The 20362-nt window shown below is 63.8% G+C and carries 18 protein-coding genes; 12 read left to right on the top strand and 6 right to left on the bottom strand.

The window, feature by feature from the left end:
• Positions 1-3: 3 nt before the first annotated feature.
• Both LHU53_RS05150 and LHU53_RS05145 read right to left on the bottom strand, forming a co-directional pair.
• Positions 4-1278 (bottom strand): MFS transporter, encoded by a 1275-nt coding sequence (locus LHU53_RS05150; protein ID WP_227331025.1) that lies wholly within the window; start codon positions 1276-1278, stop codon positions 4-6.
• Positions 1279-1288: 10 nt separating this feature from the next.
• On the bottom strand, positions 1289-2257 hold the full coding sequence (locus tag LHU53_RS05145) for a LysR substrate-binding domain-containing protein (RefSeq protein ID WP_227331024.1): 969 nt from the start codon (positions 2255-2257) through the stop codon (positions 1289-1291).
• A 443-nt stretch (positions 2258-2700) separates the two neighbouring features.
• On the opposite strand from LHU53_RS05145, the gene LHU53_RS05140 reads away from it, so the two are divergent.
• The 6 genes from LHU53_RS05140 to LHU53_RS05115 are packed head-to-tail and all read left to right on the top strand — an operon-like array spanning position 2701 to position 8902.
• On the top strand, positions 2701-3666 hold the full coding sequence (locus tag LHU53_RS05140) for a carbamate kinase (protein WP_227331023.1): 966 nt from the start codon (positions 2701-2703) through the stop codon (positions 3664-3666).
• Between the two features lie 8 nt (positions 3667-3674).
• Complete coding sequence (gene fdrA / locus LHU53_RS05135) at positions 3675-5204, top strand: acyl-CoA synthetase FdrA (protein WP_227331022.1); 1530 nt, start codon at positions 3675-3677, stop codon at positions 5202-5204.
• Between the two features lie 2 nt (positions 5205-5206).
• Positions 5207-6625 carry a DUF1116 domain-containing protein gene (locus tag LHU53_RS05130; protein WP_227331021.1) on the top strand — a complete coding sequence of 473 codons (1419 nt, stop codon included), beginning with the start codon at positions 5207-5209 and terminating at the stop codon, positions 6623-6625.
• 9 nt (positions 6626-6634) lie between these two features.
• Entirely contained in the window at positions 6635-7330 is a 696-nt protein-coding gene (locus LHU53_RS05125) for a DUF5058 family protein (RefSeq protein WP_227331020.1), read from the top strand.
• 16 nt (positions 7331-7346) lie between these two features.
• Positions 7347-8030 (top strand): hypothetical protein, encoded by a 684-nt coding sequence (locus LHU53_RS05120; RefSeq protein ID WP_227331018.1) that lies wholly within the window; start codon positions 7347-7349, stop codon positions 8028-8030.
• Between the two features lie 59 nt (positions 8031-8089).
• Positions 8090-8902 (top strand): DUF2877 domain-containing protein, encoded by an 813-nt coding sequence (locus LHU53_RS05115; RefSeq protein WP_227331017.1) that lies wholly within the window; start codon positions 8090-8092, stop codon positions 8900-8902.
• A 400-nt stretch (positions 8903-9302) separates the two neighbouring features.
• Here the strand turns inward: LHU53_RS05115 and gyrB are convergent, their stop codons facing one another.
• From gyrB to dnaA, 3 genes are all read right to left on the bottom strand, one after another.
• Positions 9303-11906, bottom strand: coding sequence for a DNA topoisomerase (ATP-hydrolyzing) subunit B (gene gyrB / locus LHU53_RS05110; protein WP_227331015.1), 2604 nt, complete (start codon positions 11904-11906; stop codon positions 9303-9305).
• 148 nt (positions 11907-12054) lie between these two features.
• Positions 12055-13161, bottom strand: coding sequence for a DNA polymerase III subunit beta (gene dnaN, locus LHU53_RS05105; RefSeq protein WP_227331014.1), 1107 nt, complete (start codon positions 13159-13161; stop codon positions 12055-12057).
• A gap of 70 nt (positions 13162-13231) precedes the next feature.
• Positions 13232-14638 (bottom strand): chromosomal replication initiator protein DnaA, encoded by a 1407-nt coding sequence (dnaA, locus tag LHU53_RS05100; RefSeq protein ID WP_227331012.1) that lies wholly within the window; start codon positions 14636-14638, stop codon positions 13232-13234.
• Positions 14639-14910: 272 nt separating this feature from the next.
• Between dnaA and rpmH the strand changes: the two genes are divergently transcribed.
• From rpmH to LHU53_RS05070, 6 genes are all read left to right on the top strand, one after another.
• Complete coding sequence (rpmH, locus tag LHU53_RS05095) at positions 14911-15045, top strand: 50S ribosomal protein L34 (protein ID WP_006299042.1); 135 nt, start codon at positions 14911-14913, stop codon at positions 15043-15045.
• Between the two features lie 51 nt (positions 15046-15096).
• A complete protein-coding gene (locus LHU53_RS05090; protein WP_227331011.1) occupies positions 15097-15510 on the top strand; it encodes a ribonuclease P protein component in 414 nt (137 codons plus the stop codon).
• Positions 15507-15791, top strand: coding sequence for a membrane protein insertion efficiency factor YidD (yidD, locus tag LHU53_RS05085; protein WP_227331010.1), 285 nt, complete (start codon positions 15507-15509; stop codon positions 15789-15791). The genes LHU53_RS05090 and yidD overlap by 4 nt, the downstream gene beginning before the upstream one ends.
• A complete protein-coding gene (gene yidC / locus LHU53_RS05080) occupies positions 15788-17500 on the top strand; it encodes a membrane protein insertase YidC (protein WP_227331009.1) in 1713 nt (570 codons plus the stop codon). The genes yidD and yidC overlap by 4 nt, the downstream gene beginning before the upstream one ends.
• A 22-nt stretch (positions 17501-17522) precedes the next feature.
• The gene (gene mnmE / locus LHU53_RS05075; protein ID WP_227331007.1) at positions 17523-18929 is read left to right on the top strand and encodes a tRNA uridine-5-carboxymethylaminomethyl(34) synthesis GTPase MnmE; all 1407 of its coding nucleotides are present in this window, start codon (positions 17523-17525) and stop codon (positions 18927-18929) included.
• Positions 18930-19007: 78 nt separating this feature from the next.
• A complete protein-coding gene (locus tag LHU53_RS05070) occupies positions 19008-19742 on the top strand; it encodes a hypothetical protein (RefSeq protein ID WP_227331005.1) in 735 nt (244 codons plus the stop codon).
• 23 nt (positions 19743-19765) lie between these two features.
• Here LHU53_RS05070 and LHU53_RS05065 read toward each other — a convergent pair whose 3' ends face one another.
• Complete coding sequence (locus tag LHU53_RS05065; RefSeq protein WP_227331004.1) at positions 19766-20320, bottom strand: adenine phosphoribosyltransferase; 555 nt, start codon at positions 20318-20320, stop codon at positions 19766-19768.
• Positions 20321-20362: the final 42 nt, after the last annotated feature.

Genomic DNA, 20362 nt, shown 5'->3' with positions numbered 1-20362 from the left:
CCCCTATGAGTAGCGCAGCTCCGTCTTGACCGTGCACCACAAGGCCACGAGCAGCGTGGCGCCCAGGTACAGCGCCACCGCGTAGCCGCTGTCGAAGCGGTTCAGCAGCATCAGGCAGATCGTCGGTGCCAGCGCCCCGCCGAGGATGCCGGCCGCCTGGAACCCCAGGCCGGTGCCGGTGTAGCGCACGCTCACCGGGAACAGCGCCGGCAGGTGCGCCGCCAGCGGGGCCCACAGCGCGGCCAGCAGGAACAGCGCGACGAAGGCCCCGGCGATGATCCACGGCATTTGCATCGTGTCGAGCAGGTAGACGTAGGCGAAGCACCAGACGATGTTCAGCACCGCTCCGACGGCCAGGACACGCTTCGTCCCGTGGCGGTCGCTCAGGTAGCCGAACAGCGGGATGCCGCACATCTGCCCGACCGCTGCCGCCATGCCGACCACCAGCGCCGATTCGCGCGGCAGGCCCAGGTGGGGCAGGTACACCAGCGGGAACAGCGCGAACACGTAGAAGGCGATGTCGCTGCCGGTGCGCGTGCCGACGGCCAGCAAGACTGGCTTCAGATGGTTGCGCGCGACCTCGAGCACCGGCGCCACCGGCTCCTTCTTCTGCATCTGCAGGAACTCGGGCGACTCGGCGAGGTGCAGGCGCATGTAGACGCCGACGCCCACCAGCAGGGCGCTCAGCAGGAACGGGATGCGCCAGCCCCAGTCGAGCAGCTGGGCCTCGGTCGTCAGGCTGGTGACGGCGGCGAACATGCCGCCGGCGAGCAGGAAGCCCAGCGGCGACGCCATCTGCACGATGCTGCCGAGCAGCGCCTTGATCTTGCTGCCCTTGGCGTACTCGCTGACCATCAGCGTGGCGCCGCCCCACTCGCCGCCCAGCGCGATGCCCTGCAGCACGCGCAGCACGCACAGCAGGTAGGCGCCGGTGGCGCCGGCCGTCGCGTAGTCGGGCAGGCAGCCGATCAGGAAGGTCGACGCGCCCATCAGGACCAGCGCGACGACCAGCACGTCCCGGCGGCCGATCCGGTCGCCGAAGTGGCCGAAGATGACGGCGCCCAGCGGCCTCGCGAGGAAGGCGACGCCGTAGGTCACCAGCGACAGCAGCAGCGCCAGGTTCGGGCTCATCTGCGAGAAGAACACCCGCGGGAAGATCAGCGCGGCCGCCGATCCGTAGATGAAGTGGTCGTAGAACTCCAGCGTGGTTCCGACCATGCCGGCAAGTGTGACCCGCAGCATGGCTGCGCGTTTCGGAACTGCATTCTCGGTGGACACGGGTGACCTTTCAGTGGGGTAGCGCGGGGAACAGCTGGCTGATCGCCCGGGTGAATGGTTGGGTCAGCGGATGGCGCTGGCGGAAGAGATCGTGGACATACGAATCGATCACCCCGCTCTGGTTCTTGCGCCGCACCAGCGACATCGGCGACGGCGCCCGGAAGACGCCGGGAACGTTCAGCCGGTGCAGCCGGCCGGCCTCGACATGGGCCTGGGCCACGACCTGCGGCAGGAAGCCGACGCCCAGCCCGAGCAGGTGGGCGTTGATCTTGGTCTCCATGTCCGGCACCAGCAGCTCCTGCTGCCCGGTCAGGCGCCAGGCCTGCCGTTTGTGCAGGTGGCGGGAGGTGTCCTCGATGTTGATGACCGGGATCCGCCGCACGTCGTCTTCGGTCAGCGACTGTGAGCGCCGCACGAGCGGGTGGCCGGCGGCACAGACGAAGTCCCACTCGATCAGGCCCAGCGGCAGGCAGCGATAGGTGTCGTCGATGGCGTGCAGGCCGGGCGCGCCGATGCCGGCATGGGCGTTCTCGTGAAGCATGTAGTCCCAGACCCCCATGTTCACCGCACGCTCCAGGCGAAACAGCGTGCCGGGAAACTTCTCGTACAGGTGGACCAGCAGGCTGGCCGCCCCCTGGGCGTCGTAGAGGAGATTGTTGAAGACCATCGTGAAACTCGGCTCAACTCCCGAGGCGACTTTCTTGAGTTCCCGCGGCAGATCATGCTGCCAGTCCAGCAGGTATTTGGCCTTCTCGATCAGCAGCAAGCCCGCGGCGGTAGGCGTAACCGAATGCGTGGTCCGGTTGATGAGCTTGATGTCGAGTATTTCTTCGAGATTCTTGATGCGATAGCTGATGGTGGACGTGGTCTTGTGCATCAGTTCGGAAACCACCGAAAAACTCTGGTGCTCGACGACCAGAAGAAACGTATAGAGGGTTTCGAGGTCTAAGTTGTGGGGCGGCTTGGAATAACTTGTCATGAGTCGTCGCTCCCGAGGTGATGACCGCACGGACCCGTGTCTCGGGCCTTCGTTCGACCCGACTCGGACGACCGGCGCGCCGCCAAGGCGCGCGGACGACGCCAGGCGGACACCCGGCCGCGCTCGTGCGGGCGGGTGCCGATGCCTGCCGTCTGGGCGGCGCGGGTGGTGGTCGAGCGGGCAAGAAACATCGTTGACGGTGGTCCGGTGCGGTTGGCGACGGCCTCACATCTCGTCGAGGCGCAGCGAGGGTCAGCGTCCGGCGACGGACCTGGGCGAATTGCGGGTAAATCCTAGCGCGTAAACCAGTTTTTGGGTGCGGCGCGCTTGTCAAAAAAAATTGCACGCGGATCGCGTGAGTTTTCCGATAACTCGGTTTTTGCTCGCCCTATAGTTTCTGTGCTGGCAAATGGTTGCCACACAACAGCGTATCGGAGCAGCAAATGACAGGTGAAAAACTGGCTGTCGTGGCGATCGGTGGTAATGCCCTGATCAAATCGGCGGCGGAAGCCGAGGCCCAGGATCAGTACGACACGATCCGGGGCATTGCGACGCACGTCGTGAACATGATCGACGCCGGCTGGCGGGTCGCCATCACGCACGGCAACGGCCCCCAGGTGGGCTTCTTGCAGCGCCGTTCGGAGATGGCCCGAGGGGAAGTCCCGGTGGCGCCGCTGGAGCATTCGGTGGCCCATACCCAGGGCTCGATCGGATTCATGTTCCAGAACGCCCTGCACAACGAGTTCATCCGCCGCGGGCAGGCCGCGCGCCGCGTCGTGACGGTCGTCACCCGCGTCGAGGTCGACGCCGCTGACGCAGCGTTCTCGAATCCCGACAAGCCGATCGGCGGCCACATGTCGTCCGAGCGGGCGCACGAGCTGGCGGCGTCGCAGGGCTGGTCGATCGCCGAGGACTCCGGGCGTGGATGGCGCCGGGTGGTGGCGTCGCCCAAGCCCCGCGCCATCCTGGAAGAAGAAAGCATCCTGCGGCTGCTGGCCGATGACACCGTGGTCATCGCCTGCGGCGGTGGCGGGATACCGGTCGTGCGCAGCGCCGAAGGCGGCTACGAGAGCGTCCAGGCCGTCATCGACAAGGACCGCGTCTCGGCCCTTCTCGCGGTCAGCCTGAAGGCCGACCTGTTCGTCATTCCGACGGCGGTCGACAAGGTTGCGATCCGCTTCGGACAGCCCGACATGCAGCAGCTTGGCGTCGTCCACGTCGACGAGGCCCGCCGCTACATGGCCGCCGGCGAGTTCGGCGTGGGCAGCATGCAGCCGAAGGTGGAGGCCATCCTGACCTACCTCGATCGGCGTCCCGGCGGGCGTGGCGTCATCACGTCCATTCACCAACTGGAGCAGGCCGTCGGAGACCGTTCCGTCGGCACGCATTTCCACACCGAACAAGCCTGAGGTCAGATATGAAATCAATCGGTTACATCAAGAAGAACACCTACTTCGACTCCGTCACCCTGATGGGGATCTCGAAGGGGCTGCTGGAGTTGCCCGGCGTGTTGCGCGTCTCGGTCAGCATGGGCACCGAGATGAACAAGCAGCTGCTGGCTGACGGCGGCTTTGACACCCGCGAGACCATGGGGGCCGAGCCGAACGACGTGATGATCGTCATCCAGCTCGACGACGCCCAGGACGAGGCCTCGACCCTGCAGGGGATCGAGGCGGCGATGAGCCGCCGCACCGACGGCGACGACTCGAAGCAGGCCAACCCGCGGACGCTGCAGGCGGCCGTGCGCCAGCTCGAGCCGAATGTCGCGGTCATCTCGCTGCCGGGGCTGTACGCCGCGGCCGAGGCGCGCAAGGCGCTGCTGGCAGGCCTGCACGTCATGCTGTTCAGCGACAACGTCAGCCTGGAAGACGAGCGCTCGCTGAAGGAACTCGCCCGCGACAAGGGCCTGCTGATGATGGGCCCCGACTGCGGCACCTCGATCATCGGCGGCAAGGCGCTGTGCTTCGCCAACCAGGTGGAGCGCGGCTCGGTGGGCATCGTCAGTGCGTCGGGCACCGGTGCGCAGGAGATCTCGGTCCTGCTGAGCCGGGCCGGTGCCGGCGTCAGCCAGCTGATCGGCGTCGGCGGCCGCGACCTGAGCGCGCAGATCGGCGGCCTGATGATGTTCGAGGCGATGGACGCGCTGGCGAACGACCCCGCCACCGAGGTCATCGTCCTGATCTCCAAGCCGCCGCACCCGACCATTGCCGAAGAGATCCGCCGCCGCGCCCGGGCCTGCGGCAAGCCGGTCGTGCTGTGCTTCCTCGGGGCCGCCGGCTCCGGCGAGCCCGACGGCAACGTGCTCGGCGCCTCGACGCTGGAGGCCGGCGCGGCGCAGACCCTGCGCGCGCTGTCGCGCCCGGTGCCCGACTGGATCGGCAAGGAAGGGCGGCTGCCGGCGGACTGCACGCCCTCCAAGAACGGCTACGTGCGGGCGCTGTTCTGCGGCGGCACGCTGACCGAGGAGTCGCGCCTCATCTTCCGCCAGGAGCGGCCGAACGCGCCGTGCTTCGGCAACACCGCCAAGAAGGCCGAGGAGCAGCTCGCGGACCCGATGCGCAGCCAGGCCCACACCTTCCTGGACATGGGCGACGACGTGTTCACGCGCGGCAAGCCGCACCCGATGATCGACCCGGAAGTCCGCAACACCCGCATCGTTGCGGAGGGTTCGGACCCCGAGACGGCCGTGCTGCTGCTCGACTTCGTGCTCGGCTACGGCGGGCATCCCGATCCGGTCGGCTCGGCGCTGCCGGCCATCGAGAAGGCCCTGGCCGAGGCCAAGCGCCAGGGGCGCCGGCTGACGGTCGTCGCCTACGTGCTGGGCACGCCGAAAGACCCGCAGAACTTTGTCGACCAGTGCGCGCGCCTTCGTGATCTCGGCGTGCTGCTCGGTGAGACCAACGCCCATGCCGCCCGACTGGCGGCCCTACTTGTCCAGGAGAACTGATGATGTCCAAAGTCCAAGAACTGTTCGGCTCGCCGCTGAAGGCGGTGAACCTGGGAACGGAGAATTTCTTCCACGACCTGCTCGACCAGGGCGTGTCGGCGGTGCATGTCGACTGGACGCCCCCGGCCGGCGGCAACCCCGAGCTGATCCGCGCGCTGTCGCTGCTGGAGAGCCCCGAGATCGACGCGGCCAACCAGGTTGCCATCGACCGGTTCCTGGCGGCCTCGCCGTTCCTGGTCGACTGCCGCCAGGCGATCGACGTGATTCCGGGCATGAAGCCCAACATGGTGCTGCACGCCGGGCCGCCGATCACCTGGGACCGCATGTGCGGCCCGATGCGCGGCGCGATCATCGGCGTGATCATGCTGGAAGGCTTCGCCAAGACGCCGGAAGAGGCGGAACAGGTCGCGGCCTCCGGCCAGATCGAGTTCTCGCCGTGCCACGACCACGACACCGTCGGCGCGATGGGCGGCGTGATCTCGGCGCACATGGCGGTTCACGTGTTCCAGAACAAGAAGCACGGCAACTTCGCCTATTGCGCCGTGCCCGAGGGCATGGGCGGCAAGCTGCTGCGCTACGGGGCCTTCGCTCCCGAGGTGCTCGAGCGGCTGCGCTGGATCGGCAGCGAGTACTGCAACGTCATGCACGAGGCGCTGTCCAACAGCGAGGGCATCGACGCCCGTTCGCTGCAGTTCCAGGCGCTGCACATGGGTGACGAGGGCCACAACCGCAACAAGGCCGGCACCAGCCTGCTGCTGCGCGCCCTGTTCCCGCTGCTGCTGAAGACCGGGATCTCCCACGAGCGGCTGTCGCACGTCGTCGACTTCGTCAACGGCAACGACGGCTACTTCCTCAGCATCAGCATGCCGACGTCCAAGGTCTGCCTGGACGTGGCGCGCAACGTGCCGAACAGCACGATGGTGACGGCGATGTGCCGCAACGGCGTCGACTTCGGCATCCGTGTCTCCGGCCTCGGCGACACCTGGTTCGTTGGGCCGGCGCAGCGTGTCGTCGGGCTGTACTTCCCGGGCTTTGGCGACGACGACGCCAACCTCGACATGGGCGACTCCTGCATCACCGAGACGGCCGGCATCGGCGGCTTCGCGCTGAGCGGCGCGCCGGCGATCGTGCAGCTGATCGGCGGTTCGCCGTCCGAAGGCATCGAGATCTCCAAGCGCATGTACGACATCACGCTGACCGAGAACCTGAACTACTCGCAGCCGGTGCTGAACTTCAGGGGCTCGCCGACCGGCATCGACATCCGCAAGGTCGTCAGCACCAACATCCTGCCGGTCATCACGACGGGCAGCGTGCACAAGGAGCCTGGCATCGGGCAGGTCGGCGCCGGCATCACGACGCCGCCGATGGAGTGCTTCAGCCGCGCGGTCCTGGCATTCGCGCAGCAATGTGCGCAGAACTGAGGCAAAGCCATGGACGAGATCATCAACAGCCCGTTGTTGTGGGCACTTTGCAGCGTCACGGTCGCGATCGTGGCGTTCCAGGGGGTCGCGTACTTCCGCCTGACCAAGCGCCAGGCCGCGCGCGTCGGCGTCAGCGAGGCGCAGTGCCGACAGGCCATGCGCATCGGCATGATGACGGCGGTCGGCCCGGCGCTGGGCATCCTCATCGTGATGGTCGGCCTGATGGCCGTGCTCGGCAGCCCGCTGGCCTGGATGCGGCTGTCGATCATCGTGTCGGCGACCAATGAACTGGCCGCCGCGAAGATCGGTGCCGAGGCCGCGGGCGTGACCTTCGGCGGCGCCGACTACGCGAAGGAAGCGCTGATGGTGTCCTGGTTCGGGATGTGGCTGAACGGCGTCGGCTCGCTGCTGGCGGTCGTGCTGTTCGCCAAGCACCTGGCCGGCATCCAGCGCAAGGTCGTCAGCCGCAACCCCCGGATCCTGGCGATCGTCAGCGGGGCCGCGATGTGCGCCATCTACGGCAACCTGAGCTCGGGAACGCTGCTCGGCGGCGGTGACTTCGTCGCCGCCTGGGCCGCGGCCGGCATCGCCACCTTCGTCTTCTATCAGATCGCGCAGCGCGTCGAGAAGCTGAAGGAATACAGCCTGGGTCTGGCGATGATCGTCGGAACGCTCGCCGGTGCCGCCTGGCACGGCCTCGCTTGAATCAGAGGTGAATGAAATGGACAATGCTGTTTACGAAAAGGAATGGGTTCGCCCGGTGCACCTCATCGGGAGAATCACGCTGATCGGCGTTTGCCTGTCATCCTTTCTTCCGGTCGCGTACCTGTACCTGGTGCATGGCGTCGTTCCGCCGATGGACTGGATCATCAAGGACGTGCTGCTGATCACCGCATCGTTCGGCTTCATCTGGCTGATCGAGCCGATCACGTTCTACCCGGCCCTCGGGATGATCGGCAGCTACCTGGCGTTCCTCACCGGCAACATCGGCACCAGCAAGCTGCCGGCGTCGGCCGTGGCGCAGGACATCATCAAGGTCGAGCCGGGCTCGCGGCAGGCCGAGGTGGTGTCGTCGATGGCGATCATCGGGTCGATCATCACCACGGTCGGCTTCGTCTGCGTCGGGGCACTGGCAGGCTCGGTGCTGCTCGCGGCGCTGCCGGCCGAGGTGCTGAACGCGATCAAGTCCTACACGGTGCCGGCGGTGTTCGGGTCGCTGATGGTCTCGTTCGCCATCAAGTACCCCAAGGTGATCCCGGTGGCGATCGGCGTGCCGCTGCTGCTCAGGCTCTTTGCCAAGGGCTTCGTTCCCGGCTATCTGTTCATCGTCTTCACGATCGTGGCCACGATTGCGGCGGCGCTGCTGATCTACAAGAACCAGATCTGGAACAAGCAGGAAAGCTGAACCGGTCGATGACTTGACCATGCGCCTGAGGAAACTCCGGCGCTTTTTTTCCGTCTGCCATGCGGTCTCTTGAAGTCATTTCGCGCTGCGGCCTGACGGTCGGCCAGTCCGGCGATGGCGTGGTTCATTCTTCCTTCCGGCAGGCGCTGAACTTCCGCCTCGACGGCGAGCTGTTCAGCCTGTTGGGCGAGGGCCAGGCGCTGGCGCCTGCCGGCATGATCGTCGGCGGCCGGTCGGACTTCACGCGCTTCGCGCCCGGCGCGCGTGTGCGCATGACGGCCGACGAGTTGGTTGTGGCCGGGGAGTCGTTCTCGCTGCGTGCCGCCGCGGTGGCGAGCACCGCGATCGCCGATCACGGGCCGCCGGACGACAGGCGGATCTCGGAACTGGCGGCCGTGCTCTCGCAATGGCTGTCACGCGATCCTCCCGCCCACGGCTGGTTCGACTCGCTGCACAACGAGGCTTCGCCTTACGCGCCGGCGGTGCGCCGAGTCTGGCTGGCATTGCAGGCGGCGGTGAGGACGGGCGACGACGACCAACTGGTCCATGCCTGCTCGGGCCTCGTCGGCCTCGGCCCGGGCCTGACCCCGTCGGGCGACGACTTCCTGCTCGGCATGTTCCTAGTGCTGCAGTGGCGGGCGCCCGGGCTGGGCGCCAGGATCCTGGAGCAGGCCGCGCGTGGCGCGTCGACGACCGACGTCAGCCAGGCCATGCTCCGGCGCGCGCTGCAGGGTCACGCGAGCCAGCTCTACCTGGCGGTGCTGGACCCCGGCGCGGAGCTGGAGTCGGCCCTGGCGAAGGCCAGGGCGTTCGGCCACTCGTCCGGGCACGACTGTCTGTGCGGGATGCTGTTCGCGTTGCAGCACTGGTAGGGGGCGGTGCCCGCCTCCTGAATGAGCGGCACGGCGTCCATCCGCTGGGTCGCGATGGCTCCTCTGGCGGAAGCGGTGAAATTCGAACTCACGGACGGTTGCTGTTGGCGCCTACAAGAATTGTTGTCTTCTCATCGGCATCCAAACCGACGCAGGCGATGCGTCGGAACTGGCAGAGCTCCGCATAGCGGAGCGTTACGCTCCCAGTCAGGTGCGTGGGTTGCGCTTGTTCAGTCATTTCTGGTCCCCCCAAAAACCAGCCGTAGCTTTCGCGACCTAGAGCCGACTCAGAGGCGGCATTGCCGAGGAAGTGAACGCAGTCGAGCCGGTATTCCTTAGCAGTTGGCTATGAAAAAACTGGGCCTATAGATTTCGCGTCTTATGCCTGGCTCTACACTCGTCAAATATCGATATTCCCCGCCCGCAACGCATTGGTTTCGATGAACTCACGGCGAGGTTCCACCTCGTCGCCCATCAGCATGGTGAACACCTTGTCGGCCTCAATCGCGTCGTCAATCTGCACCCGCAGCAGGGTGCGCACGGCCGGGTCCATGGTGGTTTCCCAGAGCTGTTCGGGGTTCATTTCGCCCAGCCCTTTGTAGCGTTGGCGGCTGGTGCTGCGTTCGGCTTCAGAGATCAGCCAGTCCATGGCTTCGCGGAAGTCGTTGACTTTTTGCTCTTTCTGTCGCTCGCCTTCACCGCGCGTGACTTTGGCACCCGCGCCCAGCAGGCCCTTGAAGGTTTTGGCGGCCTCGGCCAGCGCACCGTAGTCCGCGCCGTGGACAAAGTCTTGGGTGAGCACGCTGCTCTTGATGTTGCCGTGCAAGCGGCGGCTGATGCGCAGAATCGGTTTGTCGGTGCGCGCGTCAAATTCCCCCGCCACCTCGGCGTCGGGCAGGAAGGCCTGCATCGCAGCGGCGGAGATTTCGGCATCGGCCACGGTGTCGAGGTTGAGCGCCACGCCGTCGGCAATGGCGCGCAGGGCCGACACATCCATGAAGTTGCCCAGCCGGGCAATCACGGTCTGCGCCACCTGGTGCTTGCGTGCCAGCTCGGTCAGGGTGTCACCGGTCAGTGCGGTGTTGGCTTCGCCGCCGGTGTAAACCGTGGCGTGGACCAGCGCAATACGCAGCAAAAAGTTGTCGAGATCGGTGGGGCCTTGCAGGTACAGCTCTTCGCGCCCGGCCTTGACCTTGTACAGCGGCGGCTGGGCGATGTAGATGTGACCACGCTCCACCAGTTCGGGCATCTGGCGGTAGAAGAAGGTCAGCAGCAGGGTGCGGATGTGGGCGCCGTCCACGTCGGCATCGGTCATGATGATGATGCGGTGGTAACGCAGCTTGGCCACGTCAAAGTCGTCGTTGCCGGTGGAGCCACCAGCCTTGCCGATGCCGGTGCCCAAAGCAGTGATCAGCGTTAGGATTTCGTTGCTGGTGAGCAGTTTTTCGTAGCGCGCTTTCTCCACGTTCAGGATCTTGCCGCGCAGCGGCAGGATCGCCTGGAACTTGCGGTCGCGCCCTTGTTTGGCAGAGCCACCGGCGGAGTCGCCCTCTACGATGTAGATCTCGCAGCCTGCCGGGTCTTTTTCCTGGCAGTCGGCCAGTTTGCCGGGCAGGCCCATGCCGTCAAGCACCCCTTTGCGGCGCGTCATGTCGCGCGCCTTGCGGGCGGCTTCGCGGGCGCGCGCGGCTTCGATGATCTTGCCAACGATGATCTTGGCGTCGGCCGGGCGCTCTTGCAGGTAGTCCCACAGCAGTTTGCTCACGATGTCTTCCACCGGGCCGCGCACCTCTGATGACACCAGTTTGTCCTTGGTCTGGCTGCTGAACTTGGGCTCGGGCACCTTCACGGACAGCACGCAGCACAGGCCTTCGCGCATGTCGTCGCCGCTGACTTCGACCTTGGCTTTCTTGGCCAACTCGTTGTCGTCAATGTATTTGTTGATGATGCGGGTCATGGCAGCGCGCAGCCCGGTCAGGTGGGTGCCGCCGTCGCGCTGGGGAATATTGTTGGTGAAACACAGCACCTGTTCGTTGTAGCCGCTGTTCCACTGCATGGCCACTTCCACACCGATGTTGGTGCCCTGGTCACTCTGGCGGTCACCCAGCGCGTGGAAGATGTTGGGGTTGAGGATGGTCTTGCCTTTGTTGATGAAGTTGACAAAACCACGCACGCCGTCCGCGCCGGAAAAGTCGTCTTCCTTGCCGCTGCGTTCGTCTTTCAGGCGGATGCGCACACCGTGGTTCAAAAAGCTCAGCTCGCGCAGGCGCTTGGCCAGCACTTCGTAATGGAACTCGTTGTTTTCCTTGAAGATATCGGTGTCGGGCAAAAAGTGCACTTCGGTGCCGCGGCGTTCGGTATCGCCAATCACCTTCATGGGTGACACATCCACACCGTCCATGGCCTCGGTGATGCGGTTTTGCACAAACCCCCGGCTGAACTCCAGCACATGCACCTTGTGGTCCCGGCGCACGGTCAGGCGCAGCATCTTGGAGAGGGCGTTGACGCAGCTCACGCCCACGCCGTGCAGACCGCCCGAGACCTTGTAGCTGTTCTGGTTGAACTTGCCGCCAGCGTGCAACTCGGTCAAGGCAATTTCAGCGGCGCTGCGTTTGGGCTCATGCTTGTCGTCCATCTTCACGCCGGTCGGGATGCCGCGGCCGTTGTCGACCACACTCACCGAGTTGTCGGCGTGGATGGTGACCAGAATGTCGTCGCAATGGCCCGCCAGCGATTCGTCGATCGAGTTGTCCACCACCTCAAACACCAGGTGGTGCAGGCCGGTGCCGTCCGATGTGTCGCCGATGTACATGCCGGGGCGCTTGCGCACGGCTTCCAGGCCTTCCAGGATCTGGATCGAGCCTTCGCCATAAGCCTCGGAGGCCCCGGCCTGGTGCGCGTCGATGGTGGGCTGAAAGTTGGAGCTGTCAGCGGCGCCCTCGCCCGTGTGAACCCCGTTGCCGATGGGTTCATTGGAGGGGATGGGCTGGTTTTCTTCGGTCATGACACACTCTTGGACAGGTTAGACAGGCTTTTGGATGAGGCCGTGTCGCAAAACTTCGTAAATCTGGCGGGGTCTGGAAACATCAAACCCGCAAAGAACAGCGTGCTCGTCGCGGGTTTGGTTGGGCTGCACAGGGGCAACGTGGTGCCTAGATTCGCATCGGCATCACCACGTACTTGAACTGGTCGTTGTCGGGAATGGTCAGCAGCGCGGAGCTGTTGCCGTCAGACAGCTCGATCTTGATCATCTCTTGCGACATGTTGGCGAGGGCGTCAATCAGGTAGGTGACGTTGAAGCCGATCTCGATGCTGTCACCGCCGTAATCGATGTCGAGTTCGTCCACCGCCTCTTCCTGCTCGGCGTTGTTGGCGGCCACGCGCAGGGTGCCGGGGTCGATGTTCAGGCGCACACCCTTGAACTTGTCACTGGTCAGAATGGCGGTGCGCTGCAAGGTGGACAACAGCGCCGCACGGCCCAGAATGATGCTGTTTTGGTGGTTGCGCGGAATGACGCGGTTGTAGTCGGGGAACTTGCCTTCCACCAGCTTGGTGACGAACTCCATGCCGCCAAAGCTGAACTTGGCCTGGTTGTTGGCAAACTGCATGTCGATGGCGCCTTCGGCATCACTGAGAAGGCGCTGCAATTCCAGCACTGTTTTGCGCGGCAAGATCACCTCTTGCTTGGGCACTTCCACATCCAGCGTGGCGCTGGCAAAGGCCAGACGGTGGCCGTCGGTGGACACCAGACTGAGCTGCTGGCCTTCGGCCACAAACAAAATACCGTTGAGGTAATAACGAATGTCATGCACCGCCATGGCAAACGACACCTGGCTGAGCAACGCCTTCAGCGTTTTTTGTGGCACGCTGAACACCGGGCCAAAGTTGGCCGACTCCTGCACCAGCGGAAAGTCTTCGGCGGGCATGGATTGCAGCGTGAACTTGCTCTTGCCGCCTTTGAGGATCAGCTTGGTTGCGCTGGACTCCAGCGACACCACCTGATCGGCAGGCAGGCTGCGCAAGATGTCGATGAGCTTGCGTGCACCCACGGTGGTGGTGAAGTCGCCGGTGTCGCCGCCCAGGTCCGCGGTGGTGCGGATCTGGATCTCCAGGTCGCTGGTGGTGAGTTGCACGCTGGTGCCGGTCTTGCGGATCATGACGTTGGCCAGAATCGGCAGCGTGTGACGCCGCTCGACAATGCCCGAGACGGCCTGCAGCACGGAGAGCACTTTACTTTGGGTGTCTTTGATCACAATCATGAGGTCTTCTTCCGGTCACTGGTCAATGAATTGGTCGGTACGGCACAGGCTATTTTCCCACTCATTTGCTTCAGCCTTTGAGGGTTTGTTCGAGCACATGCAACTGTTGGTTGAGTTCCGTCAACTGTTGGCGTTCACTGCCGATCTTTCGCACCGCGTGCAACACGGTGGTGTGGTCACGCCCGCCAAACAGCTCGCCAATTTCGGGCAGACTTTTTTGCGTGAGTTCCTTGGCCAGGTACATGGCAATCTGGCGCGGCCGGGCAATGCTGGCCGGGCGCTTCTTGGAGTACATGTCGGCGATCTTGATCTTGTAGTAGTCGGCCACCGTTTTTTGGATGTTCTCCACTGAAATTTGCCGGTTTTGGATGGACAACAGGTCGCGCAGCGCCTCGCGTGCCAGGGCAATCGAAATTTCTTTTTGGTTGAAGCGTGAGTAAGCCAGAATTTTGCGCAGCGCACCTTCGAGCTCGCGCACGTTCGAGCGCACATTTTTGGCGACAAAAAACGCCACCTCTTCGGGCATCACGATGCCTTCGGCGTGCGCCTTGTTGATCAAAATCGCCACGCGCATTTCCAGCTCGGGCGGCTCGATGGCCACCGTGAGGCCCGAATCAAAGCGGGAGACAAGGCGCTCGTGGATGTCGGCCAGGCCCTTGGGGTAGGTGTCGCTGGTCATCACGATGTGCGATTTGCGCGCCAGCAGCGCCTCAAAGGCGTTGAAAAACTCCTCTTGGGTGCGTTCCTTGTTGGCAAAAAACTGCACGTCATCGATCAGCAGCAGGTCCAGCGAGTGGTACCGCTCCTTGAACTCATCAAAGGCTTTGCGCTGGTAAGCTTTCACCACATCAGTCACAAACTGTTCGGCGTGGATGTACAGCACTTTCGCAGTCGGACGTTCGCTGATCAGCTGGTTACCCACAGCGTGCATCAAATGGGTTTTACCCAAGCCAACTCCGCCATAAATGAACAGCGGGTTGTACAAATGGCCCGGCATGCCCGCCACGTGCATGGCGGCTGCACGCGCCATGCGGTTGGCGCTGCCTTCGACCAGCGTGTCAAAGGTCAGACCATTGTTCAGACGGTTTTTGAGCGGCTCGTTGGCCGATGTTTCCTGGCTGGCGCTTGACCCCTGAGGGTTCGGGCTGGCAGCCGCCAAAACTGCGGGCGCACGCGGCACAGGCTCCCGCGCCGCCAGTGCCAACTCAATCGACACGGGTTGCCCGGTCAGGCGCTCCATCAGGGACGCCAACCGGCCGCTGTATTGCGCCCGGATCCAGTCCAGCTTGAAGCGGTTGGCCACAAAGATGGTGACTTTGGAGAGGTCGTCAGAGACCTGGGCCGAGAGCGGCTTGATCCAGGTCTGGAACTGCTGGTCGGGTAATTCCTGCGCCAGCTGATCGATGCAGGTTTGCCAAAAATCGGGGTGGGCCAGCACGTCCGGTGTGTCTGGCCGGGGTGGAAGTCCCTGCGTCATGTCATGTCAGCTTTGTGTGGATAGTTTTAAATTGCTGGACCCGGCATTCTAATTTATCAAAGCCTTATCCACACCCCGGGCGAACCCGCAAATCGCATGCAAGGCAGGGGCTTGCAAGTCAATGTCAATGTGGGTGTGAAACGCTGGTCACAAAAATTTGCGATAATCTACGGTTCCCTGATGTTTTCAGGAGAAACCCGAACGTCGGTTGAACTGGTGCGGGCCCTGACCCGTGGCGCAGTCTGCTGCTTTAGCTTCTTAGGATTTCCAAAATGAAACGCACATACCAACCCTCCAAAATTCGTCGCGCCCGCACTCACGGCTTTTTGGTCCGCATGAAAACCCGTGGTGGCCGCGCAGTGATCAACGCTCGCCGCGCCAAGGGTCGCAAGCGCCTGGCTGTTTAATCAAGGCGGGATGGGTCAGCGGCTGATCAGCCTCCTTCTAGCGGCCTGACCTTGCAGCGTCTCAAGAGCCGCCCACAGTTTCAGGCCGTGTTGGCTGGCTCCATTCTGGCGCGAACTTCTCACTTTGCCCTGCATCGCGTGGCCCTGTCCGCCCGTCGAGACAGTGATGCGTGTCAGACTCTTTTTGCAGTCGACGATGTGTGGCTGGGCGCCATGGTGCCCAAGCGCTGGGCCAGGCGCGCGGTGACGCGCAACATCATCAAACGCCAGGTCTACACCGTGACCCAAGAGTTTGAGTCTTCCCTGTCGCACGCGGCCCATGTGGTGCGTCTGCGCAGCGGATTTGATCGCCAGCACTTTGTCAGCGCCACGTCCGATGCCTTGAAAGCTGCGGTGAGGGCTGAATTGCAGCAGCTGTTTGCCATGGCTGCAAAACGACCCATGTTGCGCCTGGAGCAGGCATGATCGCGCGTTTGCTGATGGGGCTTGTCAAAGGCTACCGCCTGTTTCTGAGTCCGGCGCTGGGTTCGTCCTGCCGTTTTGAGCCCACCTGCTCGGCCTATGCTTTGCAGGCGCTGGAAACCCGTGGCGCGGCCATGGGCAGTTACTTGACGCTCAAGCGTATCGGGCGTTGTCATCCCTGGTGCGAAGGTGGTCTGGATGAGGTGCCGCTACCCAAGGCGGGCACTGCCAGCCATGTATTTTCCCGGTTGATCTCAACTTCCTCTGAAAAGAAGTCTTCATGAACGATATTCGTCGCACGATGCTGTGGGTGGTTTTTGGCATGTCTTTGGTCATGCTGTGGGACCAATGGCAGATTTATAACGGTCGTCAGACGACTTTTTTCCCGTCCCCCACCCCGGTGGTGGCCGCGCCCGGTGCCGCAACGTCTGCCAGTGGCGTGCCCAGTGCTGTGCCGCAGGCAAGCACATCAGGCGCTGTTGGCGACATGGCCAAGGCAAGCACCGATGCTGTGCCGCAGGGTGGCACTGTGCCGGTCGCGCACGAGCTGGTGGAGGTGAAGACCGACGTGCTCAAGCTCACGTTTGATACCGCGGGCGGTTCCGTGGTGCGCGCCGAGTTCCTCAAGCATGTGGACATGGCCGACAACTCGCGCAACTTTGTCCTGCTCGACGACAGCAAGGAGCGGGTGTATCTGGCGCAGTCGGGGCTGATTTCTGCCAGCGGCGGTGCGGCCCTGCCGACCCACAAGGCGGTCATGACGCTGACCCCGGGTGAACGCACCCTGCAAGACGGCAGTGACACGCTGGAACTGCGTTTTGAGTCTCCCGAGGTGGGCGGTGTCAAGCTGATCAAGACCTACACCCTGACGCGTGGCAGCTACGCGCTGGCGGTCAAGCACGAAGTGCTCAACGTCGGCAGCACGCCCGTGTCACCGCAGTTGTACCTGCAACTGGTGCGCGATGGCAACAAGCCGCCGGGCGAGTCCAGTTTCTACTTCACCTTTACGGGGCCGGCGGTCTACACCGAGGCCAAGAAATACCAGAAGGTCGATTTTGAGGACATCGAGAAGAACAATGTCGATGTCGAAAAATCTGCCACCAACGGTTATGTGGCCATGGTGCAGCACTACTTTGCCAGCGCCTGGCTGCTGGGTGACGGCATCCAGCGTGACTTGTTCTTGCGCAAAGTCGACACCAATCTGTACTCGGTGGGCATGATCGCGCCGCTGGCCGAACTGGCGCCGGGTGCCAGCAAGACGCTGGACACCACCCTGTTTGCCGGTCCGCAAGAAGAAAAAGTACTCGAAGCCCTGGCCCCGGGCCTGGAGCTGGTGAAAGACTATGGCTGGCTGACCATTCTGGCCAAACCTTTGTACTGGCTGCTGGACCAGTTGCATCAGATCATCAACAACTGGGGCTGGTCAATTGTGGCGCTGGTGGTGTTGCTGAAAATCGCGTTTTATTGGCTCAACGCCAAGGCCTACGCCAGCATGGCCAAGATGAAGGCGGTGAACCCCAAGATCACCGAGATGCGCGAGCGCCTGAAGGACAACCCGCAAAAGATGCAGATGGAGATGATGCGCATCTATCGCGAGGAAAAAGTCAACCCGATGGGCGGCTGCTTCCCGATCATGATCCAGATCCCGGTGTTCATCGCGCTGTACTGGGTGCTGCTGTCGAGCGTGGAAATGCGCAACACGCCCTGGCTCGGCTGGATCCACGACCTCTCCAGCCCTGACCCGCTGTTCATCCTGCCGATCATCATGACGCTGACCACGGTGCTGCAGACCTCGCTGAACCCGGCGCCGCCAGACCCGCTGCAAGCCAAGATGATGTGGTTCATGCCGCTGGCGTTCAGCGTGATGTTCTTCTTCTTTCCGGCGGGCCTGGTGCTGTACTGGATCACCAACAACGTGCTGTCGATTGCTCAGCAGTGGGTCATCAACACCCGCATGGGCGTGCCGCCCAAGTTCCATTTTCCGAAGTTCTGATCGGTCGCCGGGCGGTTGAGCCATGACTTTGCCGCGCCATCAGGAGCCGATTGTGGCCATCGCCACCGCCCCGGGCCGGGGCGCGGTGGGCATCGTGCGGGTCAGCGGCCGCGGCCTGCAGGCTTTGACGCAAGCGCTTTGCGGCAAGGGGCTGACCCCGCGCGAAGCCACCTACACCGGTTTTCTGGACGCCCACGGCACCGCCATCGACCACGGCCTGGCGCTGTACTTTCCGTCACCGCATTCGTTCACCGGCGAGGATGTGCTGGAGTTGCAGGCGCACGGCGGCCCAGTGGTGTTGCAGCTGCTGTTGGCGCGCTGCCTGGAAGCCGCCGCGCAAGCGCTGCCTGGCGGTCAAGCCACGCTGGCCCATTTGCGGCTGGCCCTGCCGGGCGAATTTTCCGAGCGGGCGTTTCTCAATGACAAGATCGACCTGGTTCAGGCCGAGGCCATTGCCGACCTGATTGACGCCAGCACCGAGGCCGCCGCGCGCAGCGCCAGCCGGTCGCTGTCAGGCGCGTTCTCGCATGAAATTCACCAATTGCGTGACGCGCTGATCCACCTGCGCATGCTGGTGGAGGCCACGCTGGACTTTCCGGAAGAAGAAATCGATTTCCTGCGCCAGTCGGACGCGCAGGGGCAACTGGCGAGGCTGCAGGACGGCGTGACGGCGGTGCTGGCCAAGGCGCGCCAGGGGGCGTTGTTGCGTGAAGGCATCAAGGTCGTGATTGCCGGCCAGCCCAATGCCGGTAAATCGTCGCTGCTCAACGCGCTGGCCGGAGCCGAACTGGCCATCGTCACCGCCGTGCCGGGCACCACCCGCGACAAGGTGCAGCAGACCATCCAGATTGAAGGGGTGCCGTTGCACGTGATTGATACCGCCGGCCTGCGTGACAGTGACGACGAGGTGGAAAAAATTGGCATCGAGCGCGCCTGGCACGCCATTGCTGAGGCCGATGCGGTGCTGTTTTTGCATGACTTGACGCGCGCCCATGCTGCTGAATACAGAGCAGCAGATGACGCCATCGCCAGCGTCATGCGCCAGAAGCTGCCGCAGCACATCAGCGTTCTCGATATCTGGAACAAGGCCGATGCGGCCCCGGCTGCGGCACCCCTGCAAGGTGTGGTGCTGTCGGCCAAGACCGGCGCCGGGCTCGATGCGCTGCGGCATCAGTTGCTGCGGCTGGCGGGTTGGCAGCCGGGCGCTGAAGGCGTGTTTGCCGCCCGGGCGCGCCATGTGGAGGCGCTGCGACACGTCCAAAGTCACCTGAATCGGGCGGCGCTGCACCTGACGCAACAGGCGCAGGCGCTGGACGTGTTGGCCGAGGAGTTGCGGCTGGCGCAAAATGCGGTCAATGCCATCACCGGTGAATTCAGCTCCGACGATTTGCTGGGTGTCATCTTTTCGAGTTTCTGTATCGGAAAATAAGCGTTCTCTGACGGGTGCCACAGCGGCCTGGCGGAGAATGTCCTGACGTATTGGCCCGACGGGTTTGAGAGGTTCACCATGTCTCTGTTCAGTTGGTTGTTTTCCAAGTCTGCGCCACCGCCATCGTCCAGCTTGCCCGCCGACCCCGCGAAAGGCTTGTCGCCCAAGGCAGCACCCCCCGCTAATTCAGTGGACCCGCTGGCGGATCTCAAGCAGCAGCGCCATGAGCGGCGCGAGCATCTGTACGACGTGGTTCGCAGCGTGATGCTGCGCGCCGAGGTGCTGGCTTCGCACTACAAGTTCAAGGTGCTGTCGCTGGACGCCCGGGGTCGCCAGTTTCTGGTGATGGTGGATCTGCTAGGTGACGAGGTGCTGGCCCCGGACCGTTGGGCTGCCATTGAACAGCTGATGGCGATGACCGCCGCGCAGCGGCATGACCTGCAGATCAAGGCGGTGTACTGGCGGCTGATGGCGCCCGTCGCTGGCCAGAGCGTTGCGCCAGAGACCGCCGTCGTGCCACCCGCGAGGGTGGAGGTGCCGGTGGCCAAAGTGGCGGCTGCCACGGCCGTTGGCGCGGCTGTGGCCGCCACCCGGCACGGTTTTGAGCCGATTGACAACGACGAGGTGATGGCGTTCAAGCGCGCCATCTCAGACGCCACGCCAGAAGCTCAGTTGGCGGCACAGGCGGGTCAGGTGGTGACCTCCGGGCCGCGCAAACCTGCGCCAGCGCCCGGTTATGAAGACACCCAGTTGCTGGAGCCCGACGACACCGGTTCGCCCTTGAGCCGCACCCAGTTTGGCGGGCTGGACTGAGCGCTCGCCCAGCCTGGGCCGCTTCAAAGGCCCTCGAAATCCACCAGGGTGAACAGCGGCAGACCCGAGGCCCGCAGCTTGTCCGAGCCGCCAAGCTCGGGCAGGTCGACGATGGCGGCACCTTCCATGACATCGGCCCCCAATTTTTCGAGCAGTTTTTTACCCGCCATCATGGTGCCGCCGGTGGCAATCAGGTCGTCAATCAGCAGCACCCGGTGGCCCACCTTGACGGCGTCCACATGCAGCTCCACCGTGGCGCTGCCGTACTCCAGCTCGTAGGTTTCTTCCACGGTGGTGAAGGGCAGCTTGCCCTTTTTGCGGATCGGCACAAAGCCCACGCCCAGCTCATAGGCGATGACCGAGCCGATGATGAAGCCACGCGCATCCAGCCCGGCCACCACATCGGGGCGCAGCGCGGGGTCCATGTAGCGGTGCACAAAGGCGTCAATCAGCACCCGGAACACCTTGGCATCCTGCAGCAGCGGCGTGATGTCGCGGAACTGGACGCCGGGTGCCGGCCAGTCCAGCACGGTGCGGATGTGGTCGCGAAGGTATTGGTTGACGCTGGTGTTGTACATAAAGCAGCCGTTAGAAAACAGGGAGTGGTGATTGTGCCCGTC

Source organism: Rhodoferax sp. U2-2l (assembly GCF_020594515.1).
Classification (GTDB): Bacteria; Pseudomonadota; Gammaproteobacteria; order Burkholderiales; family Burkholderiaceae_C; genus Rhodoferax.
The sequence above is the reverse complement of the archived record's forward strand: the minus strand, read 5'-3'. Positions and strand labels throughout refer to the sequence as shown.